At 69.8% G+C, this 17821-nt stretch carries 15 protein-coding genes; 3 read left to right on the top strand and 12 right to left on the bottom strand.

What is annotated here, in order from left to right; all coding sequences use genetic code 11:
- Positions 1-288: 288 nt before the first annotated feature.
- From JOF29_RS12155 to JOF29_RS12120, 8 genes are all read right to left on the bottom strand, one after another.
- Positions 289-1650, bottom strand: a complete 1362-nt coding sequence (locus tag JOF29_RS12155; RefSeq protein WP_209694296.1) for an amidase — start codon at positions 1648-1650, stop codon at positions 289-291.
- 8 nt (positions 1651-1658) lie between these two features.
- On the bottom strand, positions 1659-2420 hold the full coding sequence (locus tag JOF29_RS12150; protein WP_209694295.1) for an SDR family NAD(P)-dependent oxidoreductase: 762 nt from the start codon (positions 2418-2420) through the stop codon (positions 1659-1661).
- A gap of 97 nt (positions 2421-2517) precedes the next feature.
- Complete coding sequence (locus JOF29_RS12145; RefSeq protein WP_209694294.1) at positions 2518-3951, bottom strand: aldehyde dehydrogenase family protein; 1434 nt, start codon at positions 3949-3951, stop codon at positions 2518-2520.
- A complete protein-coding gene (locus JOF29_RS12140) occupies positions 3948-4895 on the bottom strand; it encodes an ATP-binding cassette domain-containing protein (RefSeq protein ID WP_209694293.1) in 948 nt (315 codons plus the stop codon). The genes JOF29_RS12145 and JOF29_RS12140 overlap by 4 nt, the downstream gene beginning before the upstream one ends.
- Positions 4888-5892 carry an ABC transporter ATP-binding protein gene (locus JOF29_RS12135; RefSeq protein WP_245357553.1) on the bottom strand — a complete coding sequence of 335 codons (1005 nt, stop codon included), beginning with the start codon at positions 5890-5892 and terminating at the stop codon, positions 4888-4890. The genes JOF29_RS12140 and JOF29_RS12135 overlap by 8 nt, the downstream gene beginning before the upstream one ends.
- Positions 5893-5917: 25 nt before the next feature.
- Positions 5918-6736, bottom strand: coding sequence for an ABC transporter permease (locus JOF29_RS12130; RefSeq protein ID WP_209694292.1), 819 nt, complete (start codon positions 6734-6736; stop codon positions 5918-5920).
- Positions 6733-7680: an ABC transporter permease gene (locus JOF29_RS12125; protein ID WP_209694291.1), complete on the bottom strand. Its 948-nt coding sequence runs from the start codon at positions 7678-7680 to the stop codon at positions 6733-6735. Before JOF29_RS12125 ends, JOF29_RS12130 begins: the two co-directional genes overlap by 4 nt.
- Complete coding sequence (locus JOF29_RS12120; protein WP_209694290.1) at positions 7677-9191, bottom strand: ABC transporter substrate-binding protein; 1515 nt, start codon at positions 9189-9191, stop codon at positions 7677-7679. Before JOF29_RS12120 ends, JOF29_RS12125 begins: the two co-directional genes overlap by 4 nt.
- Before the next feature lie 109 nt (positions 9192-9300).
- Between JOF29_RS12120 and JOF29_RS12115 the strand changes: the two genes are divergently transcribed.
- Positions 9301-10059, top strand: a complete 759-nt coding sequence (locus tag JOF29_RS12115) for a FadR/GntR family transcriptional regulator (protein WP_209694289.1) — start codon at positions 9301-9303, stop codon at positions 10057-10059.
- Between the two features lie 28 nt (positions 10060-10087).
- Here JOF29_RS12115 and JOF29_RS12110 read toward each other — a convergent pair whose 3' ends face one another.
- Positions 10088-10633, bottom strand: a complete 546-nt coding sequence (locus tag JOF29_RS12110) for a hypothetical protein (protein ID WP_209694288.1) — start codon at positions 10631-10633, stop codon at positions 10088-10090.
- Between the two features lie 147 nt (positions 10634-10780).
- Entirely contained in the window at positions 10781-13351 is a 2571-nt protein-coding gene (locus JOF29_RS12105; RefSeq protein ID WP_209694287.1) for an MXAN_6230/SCO0854 family RING domain-containing protein, read from the bottom strand.
- 362 nt (positions 13352-13713) lie between these two features.
- On the opposite strand from JOF29_RS12105, the gene JOF29_RS12100 reads away from it, so the two are divergent.
- Positions 13714-14973: an MFS transporter gene (locus JOF29_RS12100; protein ID WP_209694286.1), complete on the top strand. Its 1260-nt coding sequence runs from the start codon at positions 13714-13716 to the stop codon at positions 14971-14973.
- A 65-nt stretch (positions 14974-15038) separates the two neighbouring features.
- Here JOF29_RS12100 and JOF29_RS12095 read toward each other — a convergent pair whose 3' ends face one another.
- Positions 15039-15227, bottom strand: a complete 189-nt coding sequence (locus JOF29_RS12095; protein WP_209694285.1) for a DEAD/DEAH box helicase — start codon at positions 15225-15227, stop codon at positions 15039-15041.
- Positions 15228-15348: 121 nt separating this feature from the next.
- Between JOF29_RS12095 and JOF29_RS12090 the strand changes: the two genes are divergently transcribed.
- Positions 15349-16665, top strand: coding sequence for a GGDEF domain-containing protein (locus JOF29_RS12090; RefSeq protein WP_209694284.1), 1317 nt, complete (start codon positions 15349-15351; stop codon positions 16663-16665).
- 97 nt (positions 16666-16762) lie between these two features.
- On the opposite strand, the gene JOF29_RS12085 is transcribed toward JOF29_RS12090, so the two are convergent.
- Entirely contained in the window at positions 16763-17731 is a 969-nt protein-coding gene (locus JOF29_RS12085) for a zinc-binding dehydrogenase (RefSeq protein WP_209694283.1), read from the bottom strand.
- Positions 17732-17821 lie beyond the last annotated feature (90 nt).

The raw sequence follows: 17821 nt of genomic DNA, 5'->3' as shown, positions 1-17821 counted from the left end.
GAAGTCTTGGGGTTTCTTTTGGGTCTCGGTGCGGAGGGCGTCCAGTTGGCCGGCGAAGAAGGTTGTCAGGCCGCAGTTGAGGCAGGCGACCGCGCTCAGGGTGGACAGCGGGCGTTTCCAGAGGGAGCGGCCAGCTGGGTGGATGCCTACTGTGTATTGGCTGATGACTTCCAGGTTGCCGATTTGCTGACCGCCGCAGCTGGTGCACGGGGGCAGTGTCGACGCGGGTTGACTCATCTCTTCAACCTATCGGTCGGGGCTGTGAGACCGCTCGATGGTGTCGAGGCGTCAGCTTGTCGGCCAGGCCCGCTGATGGTTGTCGAGGTGAGCGGCCAGGGCCAGCGCGGTCAGGTCCTGGTGGTGGGGCACGGCCAGTTGGGCGCCGATCGGAAGGCCGTCGCGGGAGAAGCCGGCGTTGACGGTGGTGGCGGGGTGGTGGGACATGTTGTACGGGACGGTGAAGGCGATGTGTTCGAACGGCTTGCCGGGGTCGTCCGTCGGGTAGGCGAGTTCGGCGGGGAAGGCGGTGATCGGGGCGACCGGCGACAGGATGACGTCGTACGTCGTGAAGACCCTCGTGACGGCTGTGGCCATCGCGGACATCTGGCTGTAGCCGTGGAAGATGTCGGCGGCGGTGAGGTCCGTGGCGGTCGAGACCCATTGGCGGATCTGCGGTAGCACCTTGGCGCGGCGTTCTTCGGGGAGGGCGGCGATGTCGGTGGCGGAGCGGATCCGCCAGAAGTGGTCGAGGCCGTCGAGCATGTCGCGGGTGATGATCGGGGCGATCGGTTCGACGACCGCGCCGGCCTGCTCGAGTGCCGTGGCCGTGGCCGAGACCGCCGCGCTGACCTCGGGATCGACTGGCAGGCCGACGCCGGCGTCGAGCAGCAACGCGACCCGCAAGCCCTTCAGCTGTACGTCGAACACGTCCGAGGCCGGCGGGATCGACGTGTAGTCGCGCGGGTCGTACCCCGACATCACCGACAACGCCAGCGCCGCGTCGCCCGCGGTCCGCGTCAACGGCCCGATCGCACGCCCGGCGTACGGGTTGCCGACGGCGATCCGCCCGTGCGTCGGCTTCAGCCCGACCAGCCCGCACCACCCGGACGGCAGGCGGATCGACCCGCCGATGTCCGTACCGACGTGGATCGGCCCGTACCCGGCGGCGCCCGCGGCGGCCGCGCCCGCGCTCGATCCGCCGGCGGTCTTCGTCAGGTCCCACGGGTTCCGCGTCAACCGGTGGAACGTCGACACCCCCGACGACAACATCCCGTACTCCGGCATCGTCGTCTTGCTGAAGATCACCGCCCCGGCCTCCCGCAACCGCGCCGCGGCGGGCGCGTCCTCCGCCGCCGGTACCAGCTCGGTCGCCGCGGTCCCTTGCGGTACGGGCGTTCCGCGCGTCGCGATGTTCTCCTTCACCGTCACCGGCACGCCATCCAGCGCACCCGCCGTACCGTCCCGCCACCGCTGCTCGGACTCGTGCGCCGCCGCCCGCGCGCCGTCGGGGTCCAACGCGTAAAGCGCACACAGCTGCGGTTCGAGAGCGGACACCCGGTCGAGGACATCGGAGATCACCTCGACGGGCGACACCGAGCCGTCGCGGTACATCGCCAGGAGTTCGACAGCAGTCAGGTCGGCGAGACTCATACAACCTCCTAGTTCGGTGGTTCGAAGCGGCCGTCGACTGCGGTCCAGCCGCCGTCGACGGCGAGGACGCTGCCGGTGACGAAGCTTGCCGCGTCCGAGGCGAGGTAGACGACCGCGCCGGCGAGCTCGTCCGGCTGCGCCCAGCGGCCGAGTGCGCTCTTCTGCGCGTAGGCGTCGTACCAGCTCTGGTCGGCCTTGATCTGTGCGGTCAGCGGAGTCTCGACGACTCCGGGGGCGATCGCGTTCGCACGGACGCCGGACGGTCCGAGCTCGGCGGCCGCGGTCCGCAGCAACTGGACGAGACCGGCTTTTGTTGCCGCGTACACCGATTGGCCCGGCTCGACCGTCGTAGCGCGGATCGAGCTGAACCCGATGATGCTCCCCCGCCCGCGCTCCGCCATACCGCGGCCGAACGCGCGTACCAGCTGGAACGAGGCCCGCAGGTTCAGCGACACGACCCGATCGAACTCGTCGGCCGTGTAGTCGAGGATCCGCTTCCGCACGTTCGTGGCGGCGGTGAACACCAGCACGTCGACTGGATCCAGGTCCCCCACAGCCCGGTCGATCGCGGCGTCGTCCAGGATGTCCAGTTCGTACGCCGCCAACGCGGTCCCGGCGGTGGAGCGAGCCGCGGTGAGGTCCCGATCCGCACACGTGACGCGCGCCCCGTGGGCCGCCAACGCCAGAGCACTCGAGCGGCCGATCCCACTGCCCGCGCCGATCACCAGCGCATGCCTGCCGTCGAGCCGGAAGAGCCTCGCATAATCCATCGCCGTCACCTCCCGTGGTCTCCCGACCTTGTGAAGCCACCAACCGTTTGCGACGGCGAGAAATGGGCGGTGGCTTCACAAAGTCGGCTGTTGGTGGTCATGGGCGGGGGCGGATGATGGCCATCCGGGTCGTCGTCAGTTCTTCGATGGCGAAGCGTGGGCCTTCGCGGCCGGTGCCGGAGTCCTTGACGCCGCCGTACGGCATCACGTCGGACCGGAACCCGGGGACGTCGTTGATCACCACTCCCCCGACGTCGAGCCGGTCGATCGCCGCGAACGCGGTGTCCAGCGACGACGTGAACACACTCGCCTGCAAGCCGTACCGCGTCTCGTTCACGGCCCGCAGGGCACTGTCCACATCGGCAACCGACCGTACGGCGATCACCGGTCCGAAGATCTCCTCGTCCCACGCCGGCAGACCATCCGGTACGTCGGTCAAGACCGTCGGACCGAGCACGTCGCCAGGGGCCTCGTACGCGATGGACGCCCCCGCGTGCACCGCATCGCCGACCCACTGCCGGACCCGGTCCGTCGCCGCCGGGTTGATCAGCGCGGACACCCGCGTCTCCGGATCACGCGGATCACCGACGACCACACCGGGGAGCCGAGCACCGAGTTTCTCCAGCAACACGTCTCGCACCGGCTCGACCGCGATCACGCGCTGCACCGAGATGCAGGCCTGGCCGGAGGCGTAGTACCCGCCGCGTACGATCGCGTCCGCCGCCGCGTCCAGATCGGCGTCATCGGCAACGACCAGTGCTGAGTTCGACCCGAGCTCGAGCAGTACCTTGGTAGGCGCCGCGTCCCGCGCGATCCGGTGCCCGACGGCGGCCGATCCAGTGAACGACACCGCGCCGATCCGCCGGTCCGTGGTCAGCGTCGCACCAACCTCCCGCCCGCCCGTCACCACCTGCAACGCGGTCGAAGGCGCACCCGCGTCGGCCAGCGCCGAGCGCATCAGGTGTGCGAGCCAGAGCGTCGCCAGCGGCGTCTGCGGCGCGGGCTTCACGATGATCGGGCAGCCGGCCGCGAACGCCGGCGCGATCTTATGGGCCGCGAGCAACAACGGGTAGTTGAACCCGGTGATCCCGACCACCACGCCGATCGGCTTCCGCACCCAGAACCCCTGCAGCCCTTCACCGCTCGGCAAGAGGTCGAGCGGCACAGTCTCACCGTGCAGCCGCGCGACCTCCTCGGCCGACGTCTCCAGCGTGAGCAGCGTCCGATCGATCTCCACCCGGCAGTCGACCAGCGGCTTCCCGGTCTCCAGCACCAGCAGGTCCACGAACGCGTCCCGCTCGGCCAGTACCGCGGAATGCACGCCCTGCAGGACTTTCCGCCGCAGGTACGACGGCATCCGCCCGACCGTCTCACGTACGGCGAGCGCGCTGTCGAGGGCGGCCCGCGCCATCGCGACGTCCCCGACCGGGGCGTCCGCGACGACCGAACCGTCGTACGGGAAGATCACCGGTGTCGCGCCCGGTGCCTCGATCCATGACTCACCGATCGGCAAGCCGGCGGGGAACCTCATGCTGGATCTCCGTTCGCGAGCAGGTCGGAGGTGGTCGCGCCGGACAGCGCCCGCTGCAGCGTCGGGATCGCGGAGACCAGGCGTTGCGTGTACGGATGCTGCGGGGCGGCGTACACGTCCGCGGTGTAGCCGGTCTCGACGATCTGGCCGGCGTTCATCACCGCCACGCGATCGCAGACGTGCTTGACCACGGACAGGTCGTGCGAGACGAACACCAGGGTCAGGTCGAGGTCGTCGACCAGGTCCGAGATCAGGTTCAGGACCTGCGCGCGGACCGAGACGTCGAGGGCGCTGACCGGCTCGTCGGCGATCAGGATCCGCGGCCGCGGGGCGAGCGCGCGGGCGATCGAGATCCGCTGCCGCTGCCCGCCGGAGAACTGGTGCGGGTACCGGTCGCCCGCATCGGCGGACAGACCGACGGCTTCGAGCAGCTCGCGGACCCGCTGACCGGAGGCCGGATGGCCTTGCACCACAAGGGGTTCGGCGATGATGTCGCGGACCCGCATGCGCGGATCGAGCGAGCTCATCGGGTCCTGGAAGACGAGCTGCAGGTTCTCGCGGAGCGGCCGCAGCCGGCGCTCCGGGAGGTTGGTGATGTCGGTGCCTTCGACGAACACGTGGCCCGAGGTCGCGCGGTCGAGGGCGGCGACGATGCGCAGCAGGGTGGACTTGCCGCAGCCGGACTCGCCGACGATGCCGAACCGCTCGCCGTGCTTGACCTCCAGGCTGACGCCGCGGAGTGCGTGTACGACGGGCGCTGGTCTGACCAGTGACGTCCGCGGACGGGGGTAGTCGCGCACGAGGTCGACCACGCGGATGACCGGCTCCGGATGCGCCGGGCCGTCCTGGCGTGCCGCCGGGCCGTGCAGGCGTGCCGCCGGGCCGTGCTGGCGTGGCGCTGGGTCGTGCTCGCGGTCGTGCGCCGGTGGGACGTGTTCAGGCATCGGTGCCTCCGGCCGGATGGTGGCAGGCGAAGCCGTCGGCCTCGGCCCCGGTCCACGCGGGCCTCTCCTCACACAGGGCGGTGGCGTGCGCGCAACGCGTACGGAACACACAGCCCGACGGGAAGCGACCGGCGGGTGGCACGTTGCCGGGGATCGTGGTCAGCCGCCGGGAGTTCGCCTCCAGGTCCGAGGCCGCGAGCAGACCTTCGGTGTACCGGTGGCGGGGCCGCGTGAAGACCTCCTCGACGGGACCGGCCTCCACGACGCGGCCGCCGTACATCACCAGAACCCGTTCGCAGACCGTGGCGACGACGGCGAGGTCGTGGGTGATGAACAGCAGCGCGGCCGAGCGATCCAGGACCCCGCGAACGATCAGGTCGAGGACGAGCGCCTGGACCGTGACGTCGAGCGCGGTCGTCGGTTCGTCGCAGATCAGCAGCGCCGGATCGTTGGCCAGGGCAAGCGCCAGGACAACTCGTTGCCGCATGCCACCGGACAGCTGATGCGGATACGCCCGGAGCGTCTCGGGCGGCAGCTGCACCCGCTCCAGCAGGTCGGCCGCCGCCGCGCGAGCCGCGGGTTTGGCGTGAGTCTTGTGGATGAGCATCGCCTCGGCGATCTGGTCACCGACCCGCATCGTCGGGTTCAGCGCGGTCATCGGCTCCTGGAACACCATCGCGATGTCCCGGCCGCGGACCCGCGACATCCGGCGTTCGTCCGCACCGACCAACTCGTGGTCGACACCGTCCAGCCGGACCGAACCGCCGGCCCGGACGTCCTCCGGCAACAACCCGAGAATGCTCAGCGCGGTCAGCGACTTTCCCGAGCCGGACTCCCCGATCAGCCCGACCCGCTCCCCCGCGCCGACCGTCAGGTCCACGTCCGCCACGAGCGTCGTGTCCCGGACCGAGACGGACAACCCGCGCACCGTCAGTACGTCGTTCATCCACGTCCTCGCTTCGCTGCGGGCGTGGATGAACGACAGCGTTCGCTGCATTGGATGATGAACTCGCTCCGCTCCTTCATCTGCGGTCCTCCAGCTTCGGATCGAACCGGTCGCGCAGACCGTCGCCCAACAGGTTGAACCCGAGCACCGCGATCGCGATCGCCACCCCCGGGAAGATCGCCAGCCGCGGCGCGCTGAACAGGAACTCCTGGCTCTCCTGCAGCATCCGCCCCCACGACGGCGTCGGCGGCGGCGTGCCGTACCCGAGGAACGACAGCGCGGCCTCCGCCAGCACCGCGATCGCGAACGACACCGACGCCTGAACCGTGATCAGACTCGTCACGTTCGGCAGCACATGCCGTACGGCGATCGGCCACGGCCGGCGCCCCGCGGCACGGGCAGCGAGCACGTACTCCGTCCGCATCACCTGCAACGCCCCGCTCCGGATCACCCGCGCGAAGCTCGGCACCGAAGCGATGCCGATGGCAACCATCGCGGTCAGCGTGCTGGCCCCGAAGACCGCGCCGAACATGATCGCCAGCAGCAGCGCCGGGAACGCGAGCAGCAGGTCGTTCGCGCGCATGATCACCTCGCCCGGCCAGCGGCGCACCATCGCCGCGAGAATCCCGAGCGGTACGCCGATGACCGCGGCCACACCGACCGCGACGACGCCGACGAACAACGTCGTACGGGAACCGACCATGATCTGGCTGAGCACGTCCCGGCCGAACTTGTCGGTGCCGAACCAGTGCGACCACGACGGTGTCAGCAGGCGTGACGCCGGGGTGACGAGGGTGGCGTCGTACGGCGTCCAGACGAACGAGACGAGGGCCATCAGCACGATCACCCCGACGATGACGGCGCCGGCCAGCAGGCTCGGGTTGCGGCGCCTCATGCGGAGGCCCGGAGTCTTGGGTCCAGGGCGACGTACAGGATGTCGACGAGGAAGTTGACCAGGAGTACTGCGAGCACGAGGACCATCACCACGTCCTGCACCAGCAGGAGGTCGCGGTTCGACACGCCGTCCAGGAGGAGGCTGCCCAGGCCCGGGATCACGAAGACGCGTTCCACCACGACCGCTCCGATCAGAAGCGTCGCGAGTTGGAGGCCAAGAACAGTTACGACAGGAACGGCGGCATTGCGGAGGCCGTGTCTCCACAACGCGTGGAACGGGCGGAGACCCTTCGCCCGGGCTGTTCGCAAGTAGTCCTCGCGCAACACATCGAGCACCGCACTCCGGACGTAGCGTGTCAGGACGGCGCCCTGGACCAGGCCGAGTGACAGCGCGGGGAGGATCAGTTGTTTGAGGAACATCCCGGGGTCCTGAGCGGGCGGGGTCCAGCCGTTGGCGGGGAGCCAGCCGAGCTTCACCGCGAACACCACGATCAGCAGGATGCCCGCCAGGAACGCCGGGACCGCGACACCGATCTGCGAGACCGCGGACAGCGCCAGCCCGGAGACCTGCCGGTGCCGCGCCGCCATCATCGTCCCGGCCGGTACGGCGACGATCAGCGCGACGATCATCCCGGCGACGACCAGCCAGAGCGTGACCTGCAGACGGTCGAACACCTGCGGCCCGATCGCCACCTTCGACACGTACGACGTACCGAGGTCGCCGTGCAGCAGGCCGCCGACCCAGTCGAAGTACTGCGTCGGCAGCGGACGGTCGAGGCCGAACTGCCGCCGCAGTTCGGCCACTGCCGCGTCCGAGGCGTTCACGCCGAGGGCGACCCGGGCCGGGTCGCCGGGCAGGATCGCCATGAACGCGAACACCAGCACAGTGCTCACCGCGAGGCTGACCAAGAACACGGCGGTGCGCTCGATCAGGCGGAGGATCATCGGCTGAGCTTGGACAGGTCGAAGGCCTCGGTGATCGCGTTGGTCGGCAGGCCCTTGATGTCCTTGTCCGCGACCATCAGGTTCGGCAGCAGGAACAGCCAGTCGCCCGCGGCCTGCTCGGACAGCCGCCGGGCCGCCTTCTTCATGTCCGCGACCTGCGTGGCCTCGTCACCCGCGTCGGCCGCGGCCAAATCGGCCTGCAGCGTCGGGTCGTCGTACCGGGTGTAGTACTTCGCGTTGAACACCGCGCCCAGGTCCCGCGGCTCGACGTGCGCGATGATCGACATGTCGTAGTCGGCGTTCTTGAACACCGTGGTCAGCCACGCGGCCGGGAACTCGAGCTGGTCGATCTGCACCTTCAGCCCGGCCTGCTCCAGGTCGCTCTTCACCACCTGGCCGCAGGACGTTGCGTACGGCAACGTCGGGAGCCGGAGCCGGAGCGTCTGGCCGGCCGCACCGGAGGCCTGCAGCAACGACTTCGCCTTGGCCAGGTCGTACGGCGCGATCCCGGTCAGGTCCTCGTACCACGGGTCGGTCGGCGGGACCATGCTGCCGATCAGCTTGCCGCGACCGGCCCAGCAGGTGTCGAGCAGCGCCTTGTGGTCGATCGCCATCCGGATCGCCTGCCGGGTGCGGACGTCCTTGAACACCGGCCGCGAGTTGTTGAACGAGAGCAGCACCTCGCCGTTCGTCGTGCCCTCGATCACCTGGTACTTCGAGTTGCTGGTGAACTGGCTCAGCGCCTCGGGTGCCTGCACCGTGCCGATCACGTTGATCGTGCTGGTCAGCAGCGCGTTGTTCAGCGCGGTCGCGTCCTTGAAGTACTTCAGCGTGATCTGCGCGAAGTTCGGCTTCGTGCCCCAGTAGTCGTCGTTACGGGTCAGCACGATCGAGTCGCCGCGGTTCCACTTCGAGAACTTGAACGGCCCGGTGCCGACCGGGGCAGTGGCCAGTGCGCTGACGCCGGTCTCGGAGAACATCGCCCCGATCCGGGTGGTCATCCGGAACAGCCAGTCGTTGCTCGGCTTGGCGAGCGTGACCTGCAGCTTCGTCGGTGACACCGCCGTCGCGGCGGAGACGACGTCCATCGCACTCTTCAGCGAGATCGTCCACGCGGTCTTCACCCGGTTGATGCTGAACACCGCGTCGCTCGCGGTGAACTGCTTGCCGTTCGTGAACTTCGCGTTGTCGACCAGGTCGAACGTGTACGTCTTGCGGTCCGCCGACACCGTCCACGACTTCGCCAGCGACGGCACGATCTTGCCGGAGTCGTCCTGCTTGACCAGCGTCTCGTAGACGTTGCCGAGCAGCGCCTGCGGGATCGCCGCCCCGTCGGTGGTGGTGAAGTCCAGGCTGGCCGGCTCCGCGACCAGGCCGATCGACAGGTCCTGCCCGCCACCCGGTGAGCTGCCGCCGGACGACGTACCGGATCCGGCCGAGCACGCGGTCACGGAGAGTAGCGCCGCGGAGGCGAGGAATGCGACCACTCGCGTAGGGAACGACGACTTCACGTCTACTCCTCCAGTGCACCCAACTGGTCCGACCAGTGGACTAGGTCTCAATGGGCCACTAGGTTTGTCCCCTGGTCAGGTGCCTGTCAAGCGACTGGGGGTGTGCCGTATGCCGAAGTCTCCGCGGTTCGAGCCCGTGCAGCCCGTGCGCGCCTACCAGCGGATCGTCGAGCAGGTCGAGGAGGCACTCGCCCGCGGCGAGCTGACCCCCGGTCAGCGACTGCCGAGCGAGCGCGAGCTGGTCACGCAGTTCGCGGTCAGCCGGTCGACGGTGCGCGAGGCGCTGCGGGTGCTGGAGAGCAACGGAGTGGTCCGCTCCCGGCCCGGCGACCCGAACGGGCCGGAGATCCTGCCGTTCTCACAGGCCGCGCTGCGCAAGCAGGTGGCCCGGCTGGCCCGGGTCGACGAGGTGACCCTGAGCGAGCTGATCGGGTTCCGGATGATCATGGACGGCGCCGCGATCCAGGTCGCCTCCCGGCTGCGTACCCTCGAGGAGCTGGACGAGCTCGAGGCCACGCTGGTCGCGATGCGGGCCGCGATCGACGTCGACTTCGACGCCTTCGGCGAGGCCGACCTGGCGTTCCACGAGCTGATCGCCCGGATCAGCCGGAACTCACTGATCCAGACCTGTAACGAGGTCGTCCGCGGCGTCGTCCTCGGGCTGATCTCGGACAAGATCGCGCACGCGCCGAACAGCCGCGCGCTGATGCTCGAGTCGCTGCACCACCACGCCGAGGTGGTCGACGCGATCCGCACCGGCAACGGCCACGCCGCCGCCCGGATCGCCCGGCAGAACATGTTCGACTACTACGCCGGCTACGTACCGGAGGCGGAGCAGGACACGCTGCTGGCCCTGATCGAGGACTGAGCCCGACCAGCGAAGACCCGGGGCCTCCTCAGCTGTCGTGCTCGAGGATCCGGATCCGCGGAACCTTCAGCACCTTGCGCGCCTTCGCGGTCCAGTCGGAACACAGGAACCGGGCCGCGGTCTCCGGCCAGGCGACCACCACGACCTCCTGACCGCTCGTCGTCTTCACCATCTGCATCAGCGCCAGCAGCACCTCGCCGTGCGTGATGGAGACCTGCACCGGGTATCCGCTCGCGGCCCGGAGCCGACGGGCGCTGTGCTCGATCACCGCGGCGAGATCGACCGCGGGGTCCGCAAGGGTCGCCGTCTGTGTTCGGGCCGTGCGCGGCGGGCCGGTCGACGCCGACGGCGCGGTCGCCGAGCCGGTCACGGACGCCGAACCGGTCAGCCCGGCCACATCCGCGAACGTCGAGCCGAGCAACGCCATCGGACCACTCGGGCCGTTCTCCGGATGACTGGAGATCAGCAGGTGGTAGTTGACGACATCCTCACGCCTCGCGTGCAGGGCGGCAATGCGTCGCGCGTCGCCCTCGCTCATCTCCCGCTCGATGAGCACCACCACGTCGTACGCCATTCGTGGCTCCCTTCGCCAATTCCGTTGTACCCCCGGCCCGGAGCACACCAAAGCACCGGACTCGCGTCCGTCACGGAATTGTCAAAATCCTCTCAGGCTCCTGCCAGACTCGCCCGAACGCAGGTGCCGCGCAGTGCCGGACCGAGCTCAGACCGCCCGCACGCTCGCTCGCGCCCGGCTGTCGGGGGCCAGCACCGCCAGCAGGTGCGGCGCGTCGATCAGAGCGACACTCGCGTTGTCCAGCAGGCGGGGATGCAGCGCGTACACTTCCGCCCCCGGCCGGGCCGCCAGATCTCCGGTGAGCACGGCAACGAAGTCGGCACCGGCCGCCGCGTCGTCGTCCCAGACCCGATCCGGCTCCAGCCGCGCGGTCACCCGGCGCGCGAACGCCGCCGGCTCCTCACCCTCGGCGCGCCGGTACCCGACCACGGACCCGTCGGCACACCGGACCGCGATCTCGTCGGTCCGCGCCGCCGCGTGCCAGCAGCAGATCTCCCACAGGCTGACCCGGTCGCCGGAGCCGTGGACCTCCTCCAGCGTCGCCGCCATCAGCCCGAGCTGACCGGCGTACCGCGCGACGTTGTGGCCGTAGCCGGCGGCGCTCAGATTCACGTCGTACCAGCGGAGCTCCTTCGTGTGCAGGTCCACGCCGAACGGGAGCAGGATCTTCGCCGGCCCGGACAGGTCGAACCGCTCCTCGACGGCCGCCGGATCGAACAGCCCGGACGGCTGCCGCAGCACCCCGGCGAACCCGCGCTCCAGCTCCTCGAACGGTACGTCGTTGTAGCTGAACACGACCGGCAGCAGGTACCGCCCGCCGACCCGGCGCACCGCCCGCAGGTCGACGTCCACGAACTCCGTCGAGCCGCCCGGCCCCGGCGCGGACGTCAGGTCGCCGGAGTGCACGAGCGCGTCCTCGTCGAACCGCAGCCGGGTGTAGTCGCAGAGCCCGACGAAACCCCATTCGTCGTCGAACACCGCGACCGACAGATCGAGGTCGACCCGCCGGCCGCGCGGCTCCACCCAGTGCAGGAACAGCCGGAGCAGCTCGTCCTGCGGAATCGGCACCGCACTCCCCCGCGGCATCCGCAGCAGGCTCGCCGACGTACTCCGCTCCGATCCGGGCGCGGCCAGCCGGGTCAGCTCCTCGTCCAGGAACGCCCGCCGCCAGCGCGGCAGACCTGTTGCCCTCCGCAACATTTCCCCGGTGAGTACGCCGGACAGCTCGGCGGCGAGCGCGGCCGGCAACGGCTCCCGCTCGTCCACCGCGGTCCAGATCCGGGTGGTCCCGCCGCGCGGGAAGAACAGCCGCAGCTCGCCCGGCGGCGTCCGGACCTGCCCGAGCGCGGCCGTCAGGACGACCGGCGACACGTCCGAGACGGCGGTCGTCAGCGCGTCGACGAGCATGGCGTGCTGCTCCGGTGGCAGCGCACGAGCCAGCTGCACAAGTCGCCGTACCAGCTCGCCGGGACGCTGCCGCAGCAGGTCGAGCGCCTGGTCCGGCCGGCCGGACGTGAACGCGTCCTCGACCCGCGAGCCGAACGTGGTCAGCACGAGCCGCCCGTCCGCGACCCGCACCAGTGGATGCCGCGACGACTCGCCCGCCACCGCACGCCCGGCCGGCGTACCGAGGTCCAGGTCGGTACGGCGGAGAATCGCGAACGCCAGCGCAGCGACCGGGAACCGGGCCGCGAACTCGAACGGATGCAGGCTCTCGCCGATCCGCTTCCAAGCGCGCTCGTGCCGGAACAGGTCCTCCACCAGCATCTCCACCGGCAGCCGGTCCAGCCGCCGCAGCACCAGCCGCCGCGTTGCCCGAGGCAACGACTTCCGCCGGGCCGGCGGGGTCCGCAGACCCGGGTCCGCGTCCATCAGCGCGTAGATCAGCCGCAGTACGTCGGTCGCGGTGTCGGTGCGATCGATCATCGCGGGCTCGGCGGCCAGGAAATGCGCGATCACGAGCGCCCGGGTCTCGCGCACCGGGATGTCCGCGGGCAGCCAGGCCGAACTGGCGCCGTCCAGCAGGACCTGCAGGTCCGCGCGATCCGAAGCCGACAACGGCGCTCGCCTGGCCAGCAGCCCGTCGATCGTCTGCCGCACCGAATCGGCGGTGGCCAGCGAGAGCAGCCGCAGGCGGTCCGAGCGAACGTGGACCTCCGCGTCCTCCGCGGCGGACGGGCGGAGGAACGGATCCTTCGGGTCGATGCGCTGCAGACAGAGCGGGCACGCACTGAAGTCGGAGCCGTCCCAGCAGGTCCGGCAGACCAGGTGCGCACACGGCGAGACCGCATGCACGGAGCTCGTGTCGCCGCACAGCACGCACGGCTGCTCCGGCTCCTGCAGCAGCCGCGCGAAGACCCTGTTGACGTAGAAGGTCTCGGTGTTGCCCGGCACGGTCTCCGGGAAGCCGCGGAACAGCGGCGTGTGCTCGGTGTCGAACCCGGACTCGGCGTCGAGCAGATCCAGCAGCGCGCCGCCGAATCCGGCCAGCGCGGGCGCCGACAACGCAGCGCAATACCGGTACAGGCCGACCGAGAGCAGCAGGCCGCGCTGGATCAGGTCCGCCTGCAACGCGGACAGCCCCGCCTGGATCGTCAACGGGCGACGCAGCCACTGCCAGGCGGAACGCCGTACCGGCGGGGTCAACGCGGTGGCGTCGACCAGCCGGCGGCGGCGCAGCAGGACAGCAGCCCGCGGATCCGCTGGTCGGTCGGGCATCGCGTCTCCCCCTGGGCGTCCGGACGAAGGCGCCAGGGGCGGAGAGCGGGCGCGCTACTTTGCCTGGTGAAGGAGAAGGAAGCACGTCCATGAGCCGCCCCTGGCACCGAGAACGCTACCGGGCAGCACCGACAGTTCCGGGGATGGCCCCAAAAGAAGAGCTCCGGTGGCAGGGTCGGGGCCGCCCCGCCCAGACCCCGCCACCGGAGAACTCCAGAGTAGAACGTTCATCCAAATCTCGCTCCACCGGGTCCCGATCTGACCAAGATTTGGCACTGATGCGCCGCAGGCAAACCCTTGATTCATCGATTTGCTCACGGTCGGGAGGTGTCAGGCCACGGAATGTGGTTAACGTGCAAGGTATGGCAGGTGGGGTGATCGAGCGTGCGCGCTGGCGAGATGTGTTCGGGCATGCGGAGTTCCGGGCGCTGTTCCTGGCCGGCGTACTGTCCGTCGCCGGCGACCAGATCGCCCGGGTAGCGCTCTCGGTCCTGGTCTTCGACCGCACTTCCTCGGCCGGCCTGACGGCGCTCACCTATGCCCTCACCTACATCCCCGACCTCCTCTTCGGCCCCCTCCTCTCCGGCATCGCCGACCGCTACCCCCGCCGCACCGTGATGATCGTCACGGACGTAGCCCGCGCCATTCTCGTTGCAGCGATGGCAATCCAGGCCCTCCCACTGATCGCGGTGATCCTGCTGCTGCTCGCCGTGCAGGCGTTCGGCTCACCGTTCAACGCGGCCCGCGCGGCGACGCTGCCCGCCGTACTGCCCGGTGACCACTATGTCCTGGGCAAGGCCGCGAACGACATGGTCGTGCAGTTCAGCCAGGTCCTCGGGTTCGGCTTCGGCGGCGCTGTCGTGGTCGCCGTCGGGACGTCCGGCGGACTGCTGCTGGACGCGGCGACATTCGTGCTGTCGGCCGCTCTGGTCGTCTTCGGCGTGCAGCACCGGCCGACGCCGAACAGTGGCCAGGACGGTCATGGCGCGAATGCGCCAGCGACGAGCTACTTCCGCGATCTCGCGGCCGGATTCTCCCTCGTCGCCCGTACGCCGCAACTGCGGACGCTGGTCCTGCTCGCGACGATCGCCGGCTTCTACGTGACCGTCGAAGGCCTCGCCGTCCCGTACGCGCACGAGATCGGCCACGGCACCACGGCGGCCGGCTTCCTGCTGGCCGCCAGCCCGGCGGGCGCCGTGCTCGGCATGTGGCTGATCACGAAGTGGCAGCCGGAGCATCGCCTGCGGCTGCTCGGGCCGCTGGCCGTCCTTGCCTGCGTGCCGCTGATTTTCTGCATCGACGGGCCGAGCCTGCCGCTGTCCGTGGCGTTGTGGGCGCTGTCCGGTCTGGCGTCGGCGTACCACCTGCCGACCAGCGCTGCGTTCGTCCAGGCAGTGCCGGACGCGCAGCGTGGTCAGGCGTTCGGGGTCGCGAGTACAGCACTGAAGAGCAGTCAGGGGATCGGGATCCTGCTCGCCGGGCTACTCGCCGACAACTGGTCGCCGTCGGTGGCGGTCGGCGCGATGGGGGCCGTCGGTACCTGCGCGGCCCTGCTGGCGGGCACTGCCTGGGCACGTGCCCGCCGGGCCGCGACCGGCACCGCCGAAATGCCGGTCGGATGAGCCGCTGGAGATCCGCGCAATATCTCCCGATCGGCTCCGTAAAATGTCGGTAAAGAAATTCGGTGTCACCACTCGTTGCCGCTGCGGAACCATTCGTTGCCGGGCTTGTGGAGCCACTCGTTGCCCGGCTTCCGGAGCCACTCGTTACCGCCGGTGAACCACTCGTTGCCACCCTGGAACCACTCGTTCCCGGTACCGGTGAACCACTCGTTGCCGCCGCGGAACCACTCGTTGCCGGTGCTGATCTTCGCCATGGTGCAGTCCTTCCTTCGTCATCCCAGAGGATGAAACAAAACGCGGGCCGGTGCTGACCTCGCGTGAACGAACAGTTACTATTCAGGAATAACCGTTCAGGTCGATCCTGGTGAGGCCACAATGATTCTGATCGGTCGGAGCAATTTAGTGCCACCCCGGCAGTGGAAGCTCTGGTCGCTCCCCCGTCCCGCGCTGCTGTACGTGCTCGGGGTCGATGCGGTCGCGGTCATGATCACCGTCCTGTCTGCCGGATCGACGATCGCCAGGGGCGTCGGCCGTGCGGAGTGGCTGGCCTTCGGGGTGCTGACCGCAGCGTCCATCCTGCACCTGGAGTCTGCCCGCGGGATCGAGCGCCGACGCGAGATGGCGGCGAACACTTCGCCGTACACGAACCTGAAGAGCCTCTGGGTGTTCGCCGGCCTGTTGCTGCTCCCGCTCAGCCTGGTGGTCGCGCTGGTCGTGATCTCGTACAGCTACTCCTGGATCCGGGTCTACGGCCGGACGATCGCGCACCGCAAGGTGTTCTCGGCCGGCACGTTCATCCTGGCCAGCGCGGCAGGTGCCGCCGTACTGCGGGCCGGCGGCCTGCTGCACGAGCCGCGCGTACCGACCGGCCCGTGGCCGTTGCTGGTCGTGCTGGGCGCAGCAGCGACCTGGTGGCTGGTGAACTTCGCGCTGGTCATCGGAGCGATCCTGTTGTCGTCCCCGGACGCCACTGCGCGTGGTGCGCTGGGCGATCTGGCAGATCAGCTCGTGGTGGTCGCGGGCCTGGGGCTCGGCGTAGCGGTCGCCGCGCTGCAAGCGTCGTACCCGTGGGTGGTTCCGATCCTGATGGTGACCGTGCTCACCCTGCACCGCGATCTGCTGCTGCCGCAGTTCCAGCGGGCGGCGGGCACCGACGTGAAGACCGGTCTGGCCACCCCGGCGTACTGGGCCAACGCAGTGCCGGCCGAGCTCGCCCGGGCGCAGTCGCTGCGCAGCACCGTCGGGCTGCTGATGCTGGATCTCGACAAGTTCAAGGAAATCAACGACACGTACGGACACCCGGCCGGTGACCAGGCACTGCGCGCGGTGGCCGAGAGCATCCGCGCCGAAGTCCGCCAGGGCGATCTGGTCGCACGCGTCGGCGGCGACGAGCTGGCGGTCCTGCTGCCCGGCGCCTCCGAGGGCGAGGTGCTCGAAGTGGCCGGACGGATCCGCGACCGGCTCAGCACGCTGAGCGTGGCCGTGGAGACCGCGAGCGCCCGCAGCACCGTGATCACCGGCGTACCGGCGTCCATCGGCGCGGCGGTCTACCCCGAGGTCGCCGACACGATGGACCAGCTGATCCTTGCCGCCGACAATGCACTGCTGAGCGCGAAGCGGGACGGACGGAACAAGATCGTCACCGCCCGCCCGGGCCTCGCCGATCGTGCCGACGAATCCGTCACCGACTGACACCGGCAGCGTCGCCGAACTGCTGCGCGGCCACCGGCGAACCGCGGGCCCGATGCTGCGCGCTGCTCGGCAACAGAACGCAGTACTGCTCGGGTAGTCAGGCGATCCGGATCAGGGCTTTGCCGCGGAGGGTGCGGCTTTCCAGGGCCTGGTGGGCTTTGGGGAGTTCGTCCAGCGGGTAGGTGCGGTCGATGACGGGTCGGAGGTCGCCGGCGGCTGCGCGGGTCAGGACGTCGTGGGCGGTGACTGTGGTGGTCGTGGAGTCGGCGCGGAGGTCCATGATGCCCTTCACGGTGATGCCGCGGCGTTCGGCGGTGGCCGGGTCGATGGTGGCGAAGCCGCCGCTGGGGGCGCCGTGGGCCGAGAACCAGCCGCCGTCCCTGGTGACGGTGAACGCGGTGCTGCCGAGTTCGCCGCCGGCGCCTTCGAAGACGATGCCGGCGCCCTGGTTGTTTGTTGCCTCTAGCACCAGCTTTTCCCAGGACGGGTTGCTGTAGTCGATCAGTACGTCGGCGCCCTGGGCCTGGCTCAGCGCGAGCTTCTGCTCGCCGCGGGCGGCCGCGATCACGTGTGCTCCGGCCTTGTGCGCGAGCTGGATCAGGAGCAGGCCCATGCCGCCGGCGGAGGCGGTGATCAGGACGTTCTGCCCGGTCATCGACGGCGCCAGCTGCTCGAGCATCAGGGCCGTGAAGCCGTCGCCGTACACCGCGACCGCGGTCTGCAGGTCGAGCTCCGGCGGTACTTCGACGTACGGTGTGAGGACGGCCAGCTCGGCGTGGCCGCCGAAGTTCGGCGGGCGGCCGACCACGGTCTTTCCGATCCAGTCCGCCGGTACGCCGGGGCCGACCGCGCGGACCCGGCCGCCGAGGTTGCTGCCGGGGATGTACGGCGGCTCGACGTCGAAGAACTTGCCGTGGCCGCCGCGCCGGATCGCGGTCTCGACGAAGATCAGGTCCGCGATCTCCACCTCGACGAGCACCTGTCCCGCAGCCGGAATCGGGTCCGGTACCTCGCGGGTCTGGATCACTTCCGGACCGCCGAACGCGGTCACCACTGCTGCACGCATGTCTGTTCTCTCCTGTTGGGGACTACGAGCGTGCAACCTCAACGTTGGTTCAGGTCAAGTTCTGTCGGTCGTGCCACGTACTCTGCGGGG

Origin of the sequence: Kribbella aluminosa (genome assembly GCF_017876295.1) — a bacterium.
Lineage (GTDB): Bacteria > Actinomycetota > Actinomycetes > Propionibacteriales > Kribbellaceae > Kribbella > Kribbella aluminosa.
This window is presented reverse-complemented; position numbering and strand designations above follow the sequence as displayed.